The 16,078-nt window shown below is 46.0% G+C and carries 16 protein-coding genes; 5 read left to right on the top strand and 11 right to left on the bottom strand.

The window, feature by feature from the left end:
• Positions 1–182 precede the first annotated feature (182 nt).
• Positions 183–350, top strand: a complete 168-nt coding sequence (locus tag AC58UX_RS07245; RefSeq protein ID WP_497250937.1) for a hypothetical protein — start codon at positions 183–185, stop codon at positions 348–350.
• Between the two features lie 756 nt (positions 351–1,106).
• On the opposite strand, the gene AC58UX_RS07250 is transcribed toward AC58UX_RS07245, so the two are convergent.
• The 4 genes from AC58UX_RS07250 to AC58UX_RS07265 all read right to left on the bottom strand — a co-directional run bounded on the left by AC58UX_RS07250 (position 1,107) and on the right by AC58UX_RS07265 (position 4,537).
• Entirely contained in the window at positions 1,107–1,982 is an 876-nt protein-coding gene (locus tag AC58UX_RS07250; RefSeq protein ID WP_497250939.1) for a M14 family metallopeptidase, read from the bottom strand.
• Between the two features lie 126 nt (positions 1,983–2,108).
• Positions 2,109–2,918: a glutamate racemase gene (gene racE / locus AC58UX_RS07255; RefSeq protein WP_497250941.1), complete on the bottom strand. Its 810-nt coding sequence runs from the start codon at positions 2,916–2,918 to the stop codon at positions 2,109–2,111.
• Between the two features lie 111 nt (positions 2,919–3,029).
• Positions 3,030–4,028, bottom strand: coding sequence for a polysaccharide deacetylase family protein (locus AC58UX_RS07260; protein ID WP_497250943.1), 999 nt, complete (start codon positions 4,026–4,028; stop codon positions 3,030–3,032).
• A gap of 89 nt (positions 4,029–4,117) precedes the next feature.
• Positions 4,118–4,537, bottom strand: a complete 420-nt coding sequence (locus AC58UX_RS07265) for a disulfide oxidoreductase (protein ID WP_497250945.1) — start codon at positions 4,535–4,537, stop codon at positions 4,118–4,120.
• Between the two features lie 207 nt (positions 4,538–4,744).
• On the opposite strand from AC58UX_RS07265, the gene AC58UX_RS07270 reads away from it, so the two are divergent.
• Positions 4,745–5,410 (top strand): helix-turn-helix domain-containing protein, encoded by a 666-nt coding sequence (locus AC58UX_RS07270; RefSeq protein ID WP_497250947.1) that lies wholly within the window; start codon positions 4,745–4,747, stop codon positions 5,408–5,410.
• Between the two features lie 118 nt (positions 5,411–5,528).
• The gene (locus AC58UX_RS07275; protein ID WP_497250949.1) at positions 5,529–6,653 is read left to right on the top strand and encodes a phosphodiester glycosidase family protein; all 1,125 of its coding nucleotides are present in this window, start codon (positions 5,529–5,531) and stop codon (positions 6,651–6,653) included.
• A gap of 65 nt (positions 6,654–6,718) precedes the next feature.
• Here AC58UX_RS07275 and AC58UX_RS07280 read toward each other — a convergent pair whose 3' ends face one another.
• Both AC58UX_RS07280 and AC58UX_RS07285 read right to left on the bottom strand, forming a co-directional pair.
• Entirely contained in the window at positions 6,719–7,084 is a 366-nt protein-coding gene (locus AC58UX_RS07280) for a YtxH domain-containing protein (RefSeq protein WP_497250951.1), read from the bottom strand.
• A gap of 14 nt (positions 7,085–7,098) precedes the next feature.
• Complete coding sequence (locus AC58UX_RS07285) at positions 7,099–7,545, bottom strand: DUF948 domain-containing protein (RefSeq protein ID WP_497250953.1); 447 nt, start codon at positions 7,543–7,545, stop codon at positions 7,099–7,101.
• A 180-nt stretch (positions 7,546–7,725) separates the two neighbouring features.
• On the opposite strand from AC58UX_RS07285, the gene AC58UX_RS07290 reads away from it, so the two are divergent.
• Complete coding sequence (locus tag AC58UX_RS07290) at positions 7,726–8,361, top strand: bifunctional 4-hydroxy-2-oxoglutarate aldolase/2-dehydro-3-deoxy-phosphogluconate aldolase (RefSeq protein WP_497250955.1); 636 nt, start codon at positions 7,726–7,728, stop codon at positions 8,359–8,361.
• Positions 8,362–8,420: 59 nt separating this feature from the next.
• Here the strand turns inward: AC58UX_RS07290 and AC58UX_RS07295 are convergent, their stop codons facing one another.
• The 3 genes from AC58UX_RS07295 to AC58UX_RS07305 form a co-directional block, all read right to left on the bottom strand.
• Positions 8,421–9,680, bottom strand: coding sequence for a S1C family serine protease (locus AC58UX_RS07295; RefSeq protein ID WP_497250957.1), 1,260 nt, complete (start codon positions 9,678–9,680; stop codon positions 8,421–8,423).
• 918 nt (positions 9,681–10,598) lie between these two features.
• Positions 10,599–11,231 carry a helix-turn-helix transcriptional regulator gene (locus AC58UX_RS07300; RefSeq protein WP_497250959.1) on the bottom strand — a complete coding sequence of 211 codons (633 nt, stop codon included), beginning with the start codon at positions 11,229–11,231 and terminating at the stop codon, positions 10,599–10,601.
• A gap of 83 nt (positions 11,232–11,314) precedes the next feature.
• Positions 11,315–11,758 carry a DUF86 domain-containing protein gene (locus tag AC58UX_RS07305; protein ID WP_497250961.1) on the bottom strand — a complete coding sequence of 148 codons (444 nt, stop codon included), beginning with the start codon at positions 11,756–11,758 and terminating at the stop codon, positions 11,315–11,317.
• A gap of 274 nt (positions 11,759–12,032) precedes the next feature.
• On the opposite strand from AC58UX_RS07305, the gene AC58UX_RS07310 reads away from it, so the two are divergent.
• Positions 12,033–13,094 (top strand): acyltransferase, encoded by a 1,062-nt coding sequence (locus tag AC58UX_RS07310; RefSeq protein ID WP_497250963.1) that lies wholly within the window; start codon positions 12,033–12,035, stop codon positions 13,092–13,094.
• Between the two features lie 10 nt (positions 13,095–13,104).
• Here AC58UX_RS07310 and AC58UX_RS07315 read toward each other — a convergent pair whose 3' ends face one another.
• A complete protein-coding gene (locus AC58UX_RS07315) occupies positions 13,105–13,770 on the bottom strand; it encodes a tetratricopeptide repeat protein (RefSeq protein WP_497250965.1) in 666 nt (221 codons plus the stop codon).
• Positions 13,771–13,889: 119 nt separating this feature from the next.
• Positions 13,890–15,998 (bottom strand): methyl-accepting chemotaxis protein, encoded by a 2,109-nt coding sequence (locus AC58UX_RS07320; RefSeq protein WP_497250967.1) that lies wholly within the window; start codon positions 15,996–15,998, stop codon positions 13,890–13,892.
• Positions 15,999–16,078 lie beyond the last annotated feature (80 nt).

Here is a 16,078-nt window from a genome sequence, read left to right on the forward strand (position 1 = left end):
AAAAACAGTCCTGGTTATCCGCCTTGGGACACGTCATAAGGATCAATTGAGTGGGACAAGCACTCCCAATTTCTTGAAAAATAGGCACCCTCGCCCCTTGTTTAACCTTACACGATGTGTTATATTAAAAGTGCGTAGAATCAACGTTTTCGAAATAAAAAGCTGACATGGGAGTGATGAAAATGTTACAAATTCCGCATGGCGAAGAAATTATTCGTGTTGAAATGACAGTCAAGGAAGCGCTTGCACTAACTGGCGCGAAATTCGTCCAAAATCAAAAAATCGAAACAGACGCAATCAAGAAGCTGAAACAAACCTTAGCAGATAAACTACTCACACCTAACCATTAATTCATACACATATCGGCCCCGCGATGCTAAATCGCGGGGCTTTTATTTATTATGAGCCTATTTTGCCAGCGCGGGTCACTTAGCCCGAATGGAGCATTATAAGCTTGGACTCGCACTGCCTAAAAGAGCTAGTTAGAGAGTAAGATGGCCGAGTCCGTCGGCAATAACGCCCTTTTGGGGCGTTATTGCTGCGGCAGACGGGCGGGGTGGCACTGTTAACGCCCCTTTGGGGTGTTAACGACTGAGGTGTGCGCCGAACTAGCCGTATTCGACGGCCCTAACGCCCTTTTAAGGCGTTATTCCTGCGGCGGACGCTCAAGCGGGCACCGTTAACGCCTTTTTGGGGCCTTAACGACGAGTCGGACAGGACAGGTTTCGCGAACTCCCCGCTCCGGCTCCTATAAAACAATAAATCCGCCCCCATCCAAGGGGCGGATCCATCTAATTGATTCTCTTACGTGTCAAAATACACGGGACTCCATGGCCAACAGCACCTGGATGCGACATATGTTCCAGATAGCGCAACCCCCTTGCACACTGTGTTTTGCACACCGCACACGTAGCTGACTCAACTGTTCTCATGGTGTATTGTGCGCGAGATGAAGGTTCTTTTTTCTTCTTAATTACTTTGCCTTTACCTTTAGGTGGTGCCATATTAACGCCTCCCCAACAGCTTCCTTGCTTCAGTATATGAAGGCTGGGCTAATCGGTTCGTGGCGAGCACACGCAAGTTGGCACGACTTGTCTTTTCCTCTTTTACAATTCCAACGCTGTCAAAAGGATGGGAACGACTTCCTCATATAGGGAAGCAAATGTTTCTACAGGCAGCGGATTCACGCCTAGCCCAACCTCGACAGTGAAGCCTGGTCGGCGATACTGTTGAATAAACCAATCCTTGTATCCAGCGTCGCTGCCAGACAGCTTAACCGCCTCATAATCACTTGCTAGGGCTAACCGCTCCGCTAACGCTTCGGATTCGGCAGGTTCATAGTCACGATAATTCCAATAAATTTCTCTACCTTGTGTATGTAGCGCAACGACAAGCTCGAATTCATGGCATTCGGTAAAATGTGCTAGTGCCGCGGCCTCTGGTTCAGATAATGGTGCTTCTCCGCCGTAATCACGCTCGCCAGGTGCATCATGCTCTCTTCTTGCTTTCTCTTCTTCCCAATGGGCAGGGAATTGATCATTGAGATCCACGCCTCGAATATTCGCTTTCCAGTTGATAAACGACGATGAGCCGTTATTCCATGCCAATAACGCTTCCCGATGAAGATGCTCTTCTGTCAGCCCATGAAGTACAAGCTCGACCCCGTCTGGGTTAACCATGGGAACGACCCATAGCGAATACTCCGATAAAATCCGCCTTATGTTACGCCCCTCCCACGCCGTCCCTCTGGCATAGGAGCAAGCTAGATCCTCAACGAATTGCATCAGCAGCGGCGCAGTTATCCACTCATTCGCATGCATAGCCGCATTGAAATGGATTTCCCTCGAACCGTGACCAATGCGAAGCGCATATAAGTCTCTGCCCATCACACTTTCGCCGATGCAAGCGATTTGCAGAAAGGGGTATATTTTGCCTAAACGATTCAGCTCCTTAGTCAATGTCTCATAATCATAACCTAGCATAAGACCACCTCACACCCATTTACTTCTTTCGTATGGCTATGCTTATGCCCTTGGTCCAGGAATCATGCGGCATCTGCGAATCTGGCAGGAATAAAAAATAGACCCAGAAGGGTCTATTTTCGTCGCTTAGATAATAGTCGGCACCTGCCAAACAACAGGCATAAAAGGAATATATTCCTTCAGCCAATTCTCCGCAATCTGCCGGAAGATGTTAGGTGCGCCGCTGCAGAAAAACTGATGAACCGGCAGTTCTCGGGATTGGGTGTGCATCCCTCTTTGAAACAGAATCGTGCTTATATCTCTGGCTGTCTCTTCTGCCGAAGAAATCAACATCACATCCGGGCCCATGACCTTCGAAATGGATTCCATAAGAAAAGGATAATGCGTACACCCCAAGATTAAACAATCTATAGGCTTCCCTTTTAATGGACGCAAGGATTGTTCCACGACGCTATGCGCGCTATCGCTGCTAAACAGCCCTCTCTCCACAAAAGGTGCGAGTAACGGACATGCTTCACTATAGACTTGAATGTCTGGCGAAATCTGCTTCAATGCTGTTTCATATGCTTGACTGCGAATAGTTCCATCCGTGCCAATGACACCGACCATCCCGCTTCGTGTCATTTTAATAGCTGCTCTAGCCCCCGGTGATATGACGCCTACAACAGGTATCGAGACGCATGCTCGAATGTCTTCTATCGCGACAGCAGTCGCTGTATTACAGGCAATCACAATCATTTTGGGATTAAACTGAAGTAAGTACTCTACGATTTGACGTGTAAAATGACGAACTTCATTCGCAGGTCGAGGCCCATAAGGACTCCTTGCTGTATCTCCAAAATAAATGACTCTTTCATGCGGCAGCTGTCTCATCACTTCTTTTACAACAGTTAATCCTCCGACTCCGGAGTCCAGTACGGCTATCGCTTGCTGCACACATATCCGCTTCCTTTGCCGGTTGATGAATTCATAAACCACATGGTTAGGATATGTGAGGACAAGCTTAAAGGTACCAAGAGTACTACACAGTTTTAGACCAAATGTTTGTTACTTCTTAGGCTGCAGCTCCGTCACGAGTCCGAATTCATAGCCCTTCTTCTTGATTTCCTTACAAATGCGATCCAGCGCCTGCATGTTCTCAATAGACCCCTGATGCATCAAAATCACATTGCCGTCATGCAGATTATTCATGATATCGTTGTACGGATCCTCCGCGCCATTCGCTCTGGGCTCCCAATCTCGCATCGCTGTAGACCAGAACACAGACGTATAGCCCATCTCCGATACCAAGCTCAAATTATGTGGATTATAGTGACCGTAAGGGAATCGGAAATAGTTCCCCACCTCTGTGCCGGTTATTTGCTTATACATCACTTCAAAATCTTTAATTTCCTTGCGAATTTGATCATCCGTCAACTCATTAAAATCCGTATGTGTCATCGTATGGTTAGCAACGTAATGACCGTCTGCTACGATTCTTTTCAAATAATCAGGGTTCTTCTTGATGTTATTGCCCGTGATAAAGAAATTCGCTTTGACGTTATTTGCTTTGAGCGATTTCAACATTAGATCAACCTCGATTAGAGGTCCACCTGCGTCGATGGTTAAATAGACCTTTTTCCCTGTCCCCACCCAGACCGCTTTCTGGTCACTGGTAAAGGTTTTGGTTTCATGCGGGAAATCAGGAACCTGGCCTGTTTTTTTCTTCATATAGTACCAAGAATACGGCGTCCGATCGGCTGGCAATGCTTTAGGTTTGGAAGCATCTGCCGCTTTCGGTGATGCACTTGGCGTCGCAGTAGGCGTCACGCTAGGTGCCGCGCTTGGCTGTGTTGTTGTTTGGGCTGTAGGTTTAGGTGTAGCAGTTGGTGACGGCGTCGGTACTTGCGTAGGCACAGGTGTTGGCGATATTTTAGCGGAAGGTGTAGGAACTGCTTGGGAAGCAGCTTCATTGCCTACAGGAGCTGTCAGGCTGATGTCTGCACAACCGACCAAACTGATGCTCAAGATGATCAGCAGTGCAGCATTATGGGTACGTTTTGTCATGAGTTACACCTCGATAGGAAATGACTTCTTCTTCCATCCTATTCGACAGTGATTGACAAATTACCTGCCCAACCTTTGATTTACGAGGGTTATTTTGTAGCTCGATAGGTTAAGTATTGTAAAACAGTAAGTAAGATGAACGCTGTCCCGGCTAACATCGGAATTGTAATAAATCCAAGCCAGTTTAAGTAATCGGTATCACAAGCGATGGGGCCACACCCTGTACCTGTTTCTTTGAAAACACCCATTTGTAATAAAACGTGATAGATCGAGATGCATGCACCCCAAATCGTCATTGGCAGTACATAAATTGTTAATTTGTAATCTCTGCGGACAGCTGCAATCCCTAGAATAATGACCAATGGATACATAAGAATGCGCTGATACCAGCAAAGCTTGCAAGGCGCCAGATGCATAATTTCCGAAAAATATAAGCTTCCTAGCGTGGCTACTAAGGCAATGAACCAAGATAGATGCATGCCGTTGTCTCTTAACCATTTTTTGTTCATCTTGATATCGTCCCCTTTCTACTACCCATTATAAAAAAATAGAAGAAAGAAGTCACGGGATTGATTCTCTCGACCTACTAAATTCACAAACTGCTTACGAACAATATATGAAGTCTTCTCATCGCTCAGGTAATTAGTACCATTAAGTGCTATTAACGTTTCTATTTTGCGCCAATTCTATTACAATTAACATATGGAGGGATTCCTATGATGAAACAATTTGAAGGATTCGGTAAATTTTTGGAGAGCTTGCGAGGGAAAATGTCCTTGCGTGAAGCGGCCAACAAGAGTGGACTGTCCCATGCCTATATTCGAGATTTGGAATTAGAACGAAATCGTTCGACGAATGAAAAAATTAAGCCATCCCCTGTCACTTTAAAGAAACTGTCTGACGCTTATAAGTTCTCATATACAGATCTCATGGAGAAAGCTGGCTATCTTGAAAAAGAGAACCTCGAAGATAGTCTTACTTCACCCTTGGCACTTCCTTTGACAGACATACTTTTTATCGAAATTGGTTCCACCGAAATGATCTACCATACGCGGATCGGTAAACGCAGGATCCCTATGATGTCCCTATTGGATTTCAGTCATTTCTTAGACCAACTAGAAGAACAAGGCTTTAAGAAAATGGATACCGATTTATTCGTTAACTTGTCTCACGTTAAGAAGTATGATGCCCATGAAGGCAAGCTTTATTTTGATCCACTGGGTGTTAGTGTGAGTGTGACAATGGCGGCTTTTCGGCAAAAAAAATACCATGATCTCATCATTCGCAGTGTGTCCAAGAATTCTGGGATTGAGCTTGAATTTCACTATGATAAAAATCGGTTAGCAGACGCTAGACTTTCATCAGTCCAACGACAAAATTAAGCATTTTACAAAAAAAGGAGAAAAATTTCAGTGAAATCTGAAACTTATTCTCCTTTCTTTTCGTCTTAATAGATGACAATATGGCTTGATTTGCGTTAGAGAGGATAGATGACTTACCATGGCGGTTCAACAAACAACCACCCCACAGTCGACCAGGCAAGGTCGTATAAAACATAAACGATCTGCGGGACTGCAATTTATGTTGGTTACCATCCTTAGTTTGACCATTATTGCCACCTTGGGTTTAGGCTGGTTTTTCTTAACGTCCTCTGGTTCCAGTCTGCGTTTCATGATGGCGGATACCATCATTACAACTCAGCACCGAGATTGGGCCAAATATTTGATTGGTACATCCGAATTGCAAAAGCGGGTTGAGGCTTACTCCAAAAAATTTGATGAAATGGGTACGGAAAAGGATCTAGGACTCGTAGAAATTGCACCGGTCCCTTCTTACACGCCAGCTGTTGAAGTTCCCGTTAAAAAAGAGCTCGTGACGATTGAAAATATTTCAGGCACAAACTTCAAGGGCAAGCTCGTTACCATTACGGACCCTACTAAGCTTCGAATCGCGGTGCCAGAGAAAGCAGGCAAAGGCGAAAAGGTTTCCTCGATGGTCAAACGCACCGGAGCCATTCTAGGTGTTAACGGCGGCGGATTCATCGATCCGAATTGGGAAGGCAACGGCTTTCAGCCAGAAGGCGTCGTCATCTCAGGCGGTAAAATCTTTTACAATGATAAGGGTATGAACGGAACTGTACAGATCGTCGGAATTGATAAGCAAGGCCGCATGATTTCTGGCAAATACAAAGTATCTGAACTGCTCGAAATGGGTGTCCAGGAGGCCGTTTCGTTTAGCCCTCGCTTCATCGTTAACGGTGTTGGACAAATTAAGAGTCAAGCGGATGGCTGGGGTATTGCGCCGCGTACATGCATGGCTCAAACCAAAGACGGTTCTATTCTGTTTGCGATTATCGATGGCAGACAAACGCACAGCATTGGCGCAACGCTTTACGATATACAAGAAATTTTCTTAGCTCATGGTGCAATTACCGCGGCGAACCTAGATGGGGGAGCTTCAACGGTGCTTGTCCATAATAATGCTATCATCAATAAACCATCTAGTGAATATGGCGAAAGATACCTCCCTACCGCTTGGCTGCTTTTCGATAATCCGGAAACAGCTGTCATTAAGAACGTCTGGGAAGGGCTCGATATTACTAAAATTGATCCGTCCAAGTGGTAACCGTGTAAAACGTAAAAACAAGCAGAGTGCTCCCTAATGGAGAACTCTGCTTGTTTTTTTGGCGTTTAGCGGCCTACGATGACTAAGTCTTCTGCAGCTTCCGATGCTGCGATCTCATCCACAACATCATCACCTGTTTGGGAATCCTTCCAAGAGCGAACTGTCTCAACAACACTAGCTGCCGTGTCTTTCGCTTTACCAACAAGATCCGTTGTGGTGGAGCTTACTGTTTTGGCTGCTGCCTGCGTTTTTTGACTCACCGTGCTTGCGAGTTGAACTGTTTTGTCGCTGACCGCAGTCGCGCCTTCTGCGATGTCACTGCGCAGCTCACGACCGGATTTCGGTGCAAACAACAACGCTGCTGCTGCGCCAACCAAACCGCCTACGACAGCCCCGATAAGAAGATCTTTACCTTTTTTTCCATTGGACATGTAATATCCACTCCTTAATGTTCTGATTTCGCATTCCGATGCGCCTGCCATCTCTGCCACAGCTCAAACCCTGTCGTTGCCCATTCCATGACGTCGTGTATACGCTTCTGGTGCGTATGTACGACTTTTTCCGCACCATGTAAGGACTCGTTCATCATACGTGAGACCTTGCGCAGCGTGGAAGCGACTTCCCCGACAGCAATTCCTGCTTTCTCAACCGATTGTATACTTGGCTCTAAGGCTAGGATTTGCAAATGTACCTCTTCCGTAAGCTGCCCTAATTGCTTCATTAGATTCTCCGCTTGTTCTGTAGTATGGCCAATATGTTGTTTAACTTCAACAACCGTGTCCCCTAACAAGCGAAGCGTTCGTGTAGCCGTGATGAACATACGAACGGTAAACACAATGAGCACTAAAAAAGCGACAGCCAAGCTAACGATACTGATCTCGCTCCAAGTCATGATGGTCACCTCCAAGTAGACTGAAAGCTTTATGGGTTGATGAGGCTTCTAGACGAATGCCTATGAATTACTACAGTATAGGTAGGTAGGGCTTGTTTTGACACAAACGGATTGGAAAAATTTCTGGAACCTGTCATAATAAATGACAAAAGCATGCTAGATGAGTTGGGGGAAACCGATATGAACAGGGAACAAGGTCTACAAGAAATAGAACGTACTCGTATCATCGCAATCGTCCGCGGCGTGCAGGAGGCGCACATCCTCTCTGTTGCTGAAGCACTTCTCACAGGCGGCGTCACCGTAATGGAGGTCACTTTAAACACGCCTGGCGCGCTGACCATGATCACGAATCTTCAGAAGCAATGGGGAGAGCAAATGTTCATTGGTGCTGGCACTGTGCTGGATCTGGAGGATGCTAAGCAAGCTGTTGCTGCCGGTGCGGCATTTCTCGTCACACCAAACTTGGATGAAGAGGTCATTGGCTGGTCACGGCAGGAGGGGATTCCGATTTTCCCTGGTGCGATGACACCAACAGAGGTTGTGAAAGCATGGAGAGCTGGGGCTACAGCGGTTAAAATATTTCCAAGTGCAAGCCTAGGCTTGCCTTATATTAAGGAATTAATGGGACCTCTGGACAAAATCCCGATGATGGCTGTCGGGGGCGTTACGGAGGGCAATATCAAGCAATTTTTGAGCATCGGCTGTTACGGCTTAGGCATTGGCGGCTCGCTGATCAACCTGAAAGAGATTGAAGCCGGTAATTTCGGCTGGATTACAGACAAGGCTATTCAATTGCTCGCGGCTGCGCGGGCCTAAAGTGAAAAAAACGGAGCCCGCAAAATTGCGAGACTCCGTTTTTATTTTTAACCCTATTTTTAACCTTGATATGCTGTCGCAGTGTTTTTATCGCCAACTTGAATCGTCACGTCTTTCGTTTGACCATCGCGCGAGATTTTTACTTTCAAAGACTCGCCAACTGTCACGGCTTGGACTGCTTTCGTTAGTTCCTCGGAGTTAGCAATACCTTTACCGTTCACTTCCGTGATCACATCATACTGGCGAATGCCCGCTTTGAAAGCTGGCGAGCCTTGCTGCACCTCCGCTACTACGGCGCCATTCGTGCTGTTGATCTTCAAATCCTGCAGCATGTCATTTGAGATGTTCTGCAGCGCTACGCCGATATACGGTGCTGGATCCTTCGGGATCTCTTCGTTGTTTTTCAGCTTATCTACGACAGCATTAATGGTGCTCGCTGGAATGGCAAAGCCCATCCCCTGCGCTTCGGCGTTCACAGCCGTATTAATCCCAATCACTTCACCGTTCAAATTCAAAAGCGGACCTCCAGAGTTACCTGGGTTAATCGCCGTATCTGTTTGCAGCAAATGCTTGTAATTACGTGTGCCCTGCTCATCGTCAATACTGATCTCACGTTCTTTGGCACTTAATACACCCGTGGTCACGGAGTAATCAAAATCATACGGATTCCCAATCGCGACGACCCATTCGCCTACTTCCGTAGCGTCCGATTTGCCCAATTTCAGTGCAGGAAATGGTTGATCTCCTTGAATTTTGAGCACAGCCAAATCTAAATCATAGCTGCTTCCAAGTAACGTTGCTGTAAACGGGGTATCATAACCCTGTACGTAAACGTCGATCTCATCCGCACCTTCAATGACATGTTCATTGGTTAAAATATAACCGCTGTCTTCAAAAATGAAGCCTGAACCGATGCCATTTTCGATAGTGTCACCAGTTTCTGTCCCCTGTTGAAGGGGATTTCTTCGATTTCCTTGTGTGGCCGTTTGTTTGACTTTCGTTTCAATTTTGACAATGGCAGGGCTCGACGCCTTCGAAATGGCTGAAATGCTGTTCGTCCCTAAATTGTTCAGCGATGCTGTTTGGACGCCGGCCGCAGCCGAGTTAGCTGCTGATGGAGCAGCGACGCTGGACTGCACTGTTTGCGTATCATAGCCAAAAAGGTTTAGCTTATCCGAAGTAAACATCAATCCGCCGACAACAACGGCTCCGGCCATAAATGCTGCAAATATCGGCTTCACCTTGGAGTTGTTAAGCTTGTTGTTAATTTTTATATCATTCGTGTCCTTATTAGTATTCATGTTCATATCTTCGTTCATAGGATTACCGCCTCTCGTTTGATAGGTTCAGTATAGGCCGCTAACCTGAAGTGAGTCTTAAATTGGGCTGATAAGGGAATGAATGTTAGCTGAAAGTTTACTGAAGGTGGGAGATTGGCGGCTGCTGCGGGAGTGAGGCTGATAATGGCGGGATGGGGGCGTAGTGGTGTCAAGTAGATAAAAAGAAGGAGTTGTAGTTCGATAGAACCGAGTTACGGAGGGCGACAAAGGTAATTCGGGTGCATTACTCAATATAATCGAGTTACGGAATGCAAAAAAGCAAATTCAGGTCCGTAACTCGAAAAAATCGAGTTACGCGAGCCGGAGAAGGCAAATTCAGGTCTGTAACTCGAAATAGTCGAGTTGCGGAGGACGGCAAAGGCAGATTCAGGTCTGTAACTCGAAATAATCGAGTTACGCGAGCCGGAGAAGGCAAATCCAGGTCTATAACTCGAAATAATCGAGTTGCGGAGGGCGGCAAAGGCAAATTCAGGTGCGTTACTCGAAAAAATCGAGTTACGGAGGGCGGCTAAGGCAAATCCAGGTGCGTTACTCGAAATAATCGAGTTGCGGAGGGCGGCAATGGCAAATCCAGGTGCGTTACTCGAAATAATCGAGTTGCGGAGGGCGGCAATGGCAAATCCAGGTCTGTAACTCTAAATAATCGTGCATTTGGGCTTGTCAAAGCCGGCTACTGCTTGCTCGCGCACAAAATCCCCAACTGGTTGCATAAGGTATTCATGATCATTAGTTAATCGACATTCTTAAAAATCGAGTTATGTAGGGCAACAAAGATAAATGCAGATCCGTAACTCGAAATTTTCGAGTTACGCCAAATGGCTACCGCCAACAATACGTGTATTCAACACAAAAAAGGAGCCAAGCAGATTCCCATCTGCCTAACTCCTTTAAACAAAACTATTTATTTTGACGTATGATATACACACATTTGTTAGCACCTTTGGCAAGACACTCTGTACGCTCGACATCCGCATCCAGCAAATTACGGAACAGGGACAGCTCACACTGGCAAGCCTGCTGGAACGTGTTAGCGACCATAGCAATTGGACAGTTATGTTCGTTGAATATATAAGCGTCTTCACCTTGCGCAGACCAGTCTACCATGTAGCCATTCTCGTTTTGGATGAGCGCCAACTCAGCTACTCGAGCTTCTAAACTCTTGGCTTGCATCCGAGATTGATAACGAGCTTCAAGCTTCCCCTGCCTGCCTACAAAGAGCCGTTCAATTTTCTCATGGCCTTCATCTTCCACTAACTCGTCTAACAGATCCAACGTTAACTGCGAATATTTCTTGGGAAATAATTCGTCCGCCTGCGGTGCTAAGGTATACACACTTGTGGGACGCCCCATCGCTTGTCGAACGAGCTTAGCCTCAAGCAAATCATCTTTTTCCATCGAATGAATATGCCTTCTAACCGCCATCTCCGTAATTTCAAGCTGCTTAGCAATTTCTTGTACACTTAATGGCCCTTGCGTTTTGAGCATGGAAAGAATCACTTTACGTGTTGATGTTTCTAGTGTTTGATTCACGCGCTCACCTACCCTCGGACCTCATTTAGGACTCATTTTACAGCATCCTAGGCAATAAGTAAATTAAGAAACACTTATGTATGTTATGCCATTTCGCTCTTGATAAAGGCACGTACACTCGATGTAAACTCCTCAAAGACTGATGGGAGTTGAGGAATTAGCGGATGCAAAGCTTGGCGATCCAACTCTACAAAATCCTGAACAAGCGGTTTTCTCAGCTTCATTAATTGGAGCAAAGTCGCTTTTAATGAGTCTGAATAAGCCCCTTCGCCGTAGACAATGTCAACGATATCCTCATAACTGCTAGCATCTCTCAAAATAAAAACATCAATTAATAAGCTGCCAATATCAGTCACAGTCTCGATCGCCAAATGCAGTACACGTTCTTGAGCAAACTGCCACACCAGATCTTTATGGCCTTGTGTCCACTGTGTCATTAGTTGCAGGCTTGCTTCTGATAAAAAGGATAAAAATTGTATCTTTCCTTCGATTAGTCCATAAATTTGTTCATGATTAATAAAGTACATGATCTATCTCCGTCCTCTTTTTCGCCATTTCGTCCAAGCCAACATAGCAAAAAAAGTGATAATCACCAAAAATATGAGCAAAACAGCTTGCATCAAATATTCATAACTCACGTTCATTCACCCTCTTGATTGTTCTCATTGTACATGCTATCAACAGTTTATCTCTCGTGGATGTGAGCGTCAAGCTACGCATGCTTTCATTTATAGAGTTATTGTCCTACTTCGAGGATCATGATACATTGAACGGAGAGAGAGAAGAAAGGGATTTTGTGTCATGTCATCCAAACCAAAACTATCAGAAATCGATATTGTTCGCGCGATTGCGATTTTTGCTGTCGTCCTCATTCATGGGACATCCAGTGCGACTCAGCTTCCCTTAGGGACTGGCTCACAGACTATTTTTTTCATTATTAACAAAGCTGGCTTGTTTACCGTTCCTCTTTTTATTTGGATTAGCGGCTTAGTGTTGTTTTACACGTATTATGACCGGTGGGAGCCAGGGATGGCGCGTGTTTTCTGGACAAAGAGGCTGCAAAAGATTCTCATCCCCTATGTCCTATGGTCCCTATTCTATTATGGCTATAACCAAATCTTGTTCCATGGTACCCTGCATGTCGATGCTTTCTATGTGCTAAAGCTGCTTCTATCGGGCAATGCGAGCTATCATTTGTATTACATCGTCATTATTGTGCAATTTTATATCTTATTCCCATTTCTGCTCACAGCGGTCAAGCGATTCAGCTGGCTGCGTCGAGGTCTGATTCCTATAGGTATCGCCTTTCAAGCCGTATCCTATACGTTGCATTACTGGATTTTTCCGCTGCCGGAATACGCCTCCTTGTTCCTAGGCTACACGGCTATGTTCAGCTTCGGCGCTTTTGCGGGCATTTATTATAATGCGTTAATGGCATGGGCTTCCCGGTTTAAAAAGTGGATCTGGACCGCCGCTCTCCTTGCTGGGGGCGCTTTTGTGAGCATGCTCATGCTGCAGCAATATGGTCACACGGATTTGGACAACACCTGGTTCGAGCTCGCGCTCCTCACCTACTGCTTGTCCATCCCACTGCTCTGCGTGCCGTGGGCGCGCAAACTGCTGGCACGCGGCTCGCGCTGCGGTGCCTTCTTATCTGCCTTAGGCGCAGCGTCCTTCGGCATCTATCTCGTGCATCCCGCGATCCTCACCCTGTGGGATCGCGTCGCGCCAGAGCCAGCGCCTCAGCGCATCTGGCTCTACGATCTACACACCGTAGCAGCCGTCCTCATCGGGCTGCTAGGTGCTTGGCTGCTCACGCGGGGCTACGCTCGCGTCGTAAAAAAAGGTTCCGCTCGCAGATGAGCGGAACCTTTTATTTCATGCGCGCCAGCCAAGCCCAGCGCCGCTGCTGTCTGCGGCTGTAGCGTGGCAAGCCGCGGTAAATGTCCAACGCCTCGCGATACGCGCGCTTGGCGTCTTCTAGGCGGCCTAGCTGCTGGTACAGCTGGCCGAGCCGGTAGTAAGCCTCGACCGATGAGGAGTGAAGGTCGCGAAAGTGTTCGATAAACTGCGCCGCTCGCTCCGGCGCAAGGGGAGCCAAAGCCTCGCCGAGGCGGAGGTAGGCTTCGCCATATTTTACACGCGGATTGAGCTCGATCGCTTTCAGCATGAACGTTTCCCCTTCGGCTATTCGTCCTAGCTTCAGTTGACATAGCCCAATTTCATAATGAACGTCAGCAGATTCCTGCATGATCGGTAACGTTTGCTCCAAGTAGGGCAGCGCTTCTTGATATTTTTTGCGTTCAATCAGGATACGCGCCAAGTCTAGCTTCGCAGACGTATTGTGCGGGTTGGCATGGAGATCAGCGCGCAAGCGAGTTGCCTTCCGACGTAACTGGAACGGCCGCCAAATATTCGGCATGATGCCAACGTATCTTCGATCCAAGACATACAGAATCACGAGTAAGATGAGCAGCGCAAGAAACGGATTACCAACAATTCGCCACAGTAAACCAAAGATTAATATTTTTAAAAGCAATGTCCTTCCCCCTTTCAACTTCCTTATACTACCATATTATGCGGCAATTGTTCATCTGGAATATAAAAGAGTGCCGGCTTCGGATTTATCTCCGTAACCAACACTCTCTCATTTTGCCGCTATTCCCTGACATTAAATCTCTTAACCAACGCATTTAAATTCTCACACAATTGATTTAACGCATCTGCTTCCTCGACGACTTTTCCGAAGCCTTTTACTTGCTCTGTCATCGTTTCCGAAACTTGCTCAGATGAAGCTGCGCTCTCTTCGGAGATCGACGACATCTCATGGACTTCACTGGCCAATAGACTTGAATCGCCCGATACTTCCGTGATGAAGGCTCCGTTTGTTTTCAGGATTTCTGTAATCTGATTGATGGTGCCTGATAATAGCCCGAACGCTTGACTTAACTGCTGAACGGCTTCGGATTGCTCCATCTCCCGCATTTTCACTTGCTTCATCGCTTCGACAGTATGGCTAGCATCCGTTTGCACATTCACAATGATTTCATTAATATTTTCCGTCGAAATCCTCGACTGTTCGGCCAGCTTTCGAATTTCGCTCGCTACAACAGCAAAGCCTCTTCCAGCCTCACCCGCTCTTGATGACTCAATGGAAGCGTTCAATGCCAACAGATTTGTCTGACTAGCGATGTGGCTTAACTGCTCAACGATTGTGGAGATGTTTTGTGTTTTATCATTCAAATTAAAAATTTCTCGTTCAATATTGTTAATGGCTTGACCATTATCTTGATTGATAGCGTTCAAATCTTTCATTAATGACATACCGTTCTCATTATTGGCCTGCATGCCGTCTACGACTTGAAGAATGACGTTCGTATTGTCGTATAGCTGCTTAAACTTGTCGGACAAATTCTCGGAAATTTCCGAGCTTTTCTCGATCGACTGGGATTGCATTCGATTGCCTTCAGCAATTTCATGCAGGGAAGCGGAAACTTCCTCCGATGAAGCTGTTACCTCCTCAGCAACGGAAGCAAGGGAACGAGACGAAGAATGAATTTGACTGGATACCGCTCGGATATTTCTCGTCAGGTTTTCCAACTCTTCGACCATACCATTAAAATTCGAACCAATCTCACCGATCTCGTCTTTATTACGTATTGATGTGCGAACCATAAAGTCGCCTTCTTTTACACGTCTCATGTCGAGAATGAGTGTTTTCAGCGGCTTGGAAATGCGGCTTCCCATGAAGAAAGCAACAAGAGCAGCTACAATTGCCACAATGATCAAAACGATGATAATGCGCTTCGTGAGCGTGTTCACATCGCTATAAATATCACTTTTCGAAGAGTCGATCAGCAGCGTTTGGCCATTGGACAATTTTGCAAAGGAAATCATTTTGTCTTCGTTATTTTCTTGAACCGTCATCACCCCAAGTTCTTGTTTTTTGATTTCTTCTGCAAGACTTCCATGCACTTTTGCCAAGTTATCGGTTTGCTTCATTTCCGGATGAATTAAGAAATCGAGATTTGCGTTGAGTAAAGCACCAAAGCTATTCTCATATGGTTTGATACTATTGACGATATCAGTAAACAAAGCGAAGTTAATATCCATGCCTACAATCCCAATGGACTCTCCATTTTTGAAAATGGGCACGACATAACTAATCATTTTGACATTAATATTTTCGTTCACATACGGGTCTAGCCATACGGGCTTGCCTGCTTTAACCGGGATATAATACCACCCAACATGAGCGAGGTCGGTCGGGTCGTACTGACTGAAATCAGTAGGCGTCAACTTCTCGATCTTACCGTCTCCGTCCGAATCGGCATGGAATAATCCTGAGGTAGGCGCGGTAAATGCAGGATTAAACCTCATATAGAACGCCATTGAGCCTTTCGTATTTTGCGAGAATTGCTCGGCTAACGGTCTAATTTTCTCTTGATACTCCGTCACATACTTGGCATCTGTCTTAAACTTCTTTACATCGTCAAGCATGGAGACGGCTGAAATGGCAAGGCCATTTACTGACTGTTCGATCGCTTCAATCGTTAGATTTAAGCTCTTCGCCTTCGTGTCAACGTTCAGCTTAGCCGCTTCGTCGGAGGATTGTTTAAGCATTTGATTCGCCGTATTAATTCCAATTAGTCCAACTACAAGAACTGCAACGACCGAGCACAACATAATGGCAATCATGATCTTTGTTTTTACGGTTTTCATCAAGGATGTCCCTTCCTGTTCATAGATGTACAATCTCTCAAACATAACAAAAAAACCTCTTAGCAGCTAAGAGGTTGGTAGTCCATCGGAATTCCTTGTAGTGGAAAACGGTGATCCTTGCCTTT

It is taken from the genome of Paenibacillus sp. J22P90, from assembly GCF_059692195.1.